General features: G+C 55.4%; 1 pseudogene. It reads right to left on the bottom strand.

Going from position 1 to position 204, the window contains the following annotated elements:
* Positions 1–200: pseudogene (locus FDX22_RS15340) on the bottom strand (HD family hydrolase); the annotation flags it as partial.
* Positions 201–204: the final 4 nt, after the last annotated feature.

The raw sequence follows: 204 nt of genomic DNA, 5'->3' as shown, positions 1-204 counted from the left end.
GCTTTGAGCGGGGCCGGAATATCCTGGCAATATGCCTCCGCAGCGTCGTGCATCAGCGCTTCAAAGGCGAACTCTGGCGGCACAATCTGGCTTACAAGCACAGAGTGCTGGGCCACGCTGTAGAACTCTGGGAGATGCCCAGCGAATCGACAGATGTTGGAAAGAGCAGTCGCGATATCCTCAACATCGATATCGTCGATTGTG

This window comes from Citrobacter sp. TBCS-14 (assembly GCF_005280805.1).
Taxonomy (GTDB): domain Bacteria; phylum Pseudomonadota; class Gammaproteobacteria; order Enterobacterales; family Enterobacteriaceae; genus Citrobacter; species Citrobacter gillenii.
The sequence above is the reverse complement of the archived record's forward strand: the minus strand, read 5'-3'. Positions and strand labels throughout refer to the sequence as shown.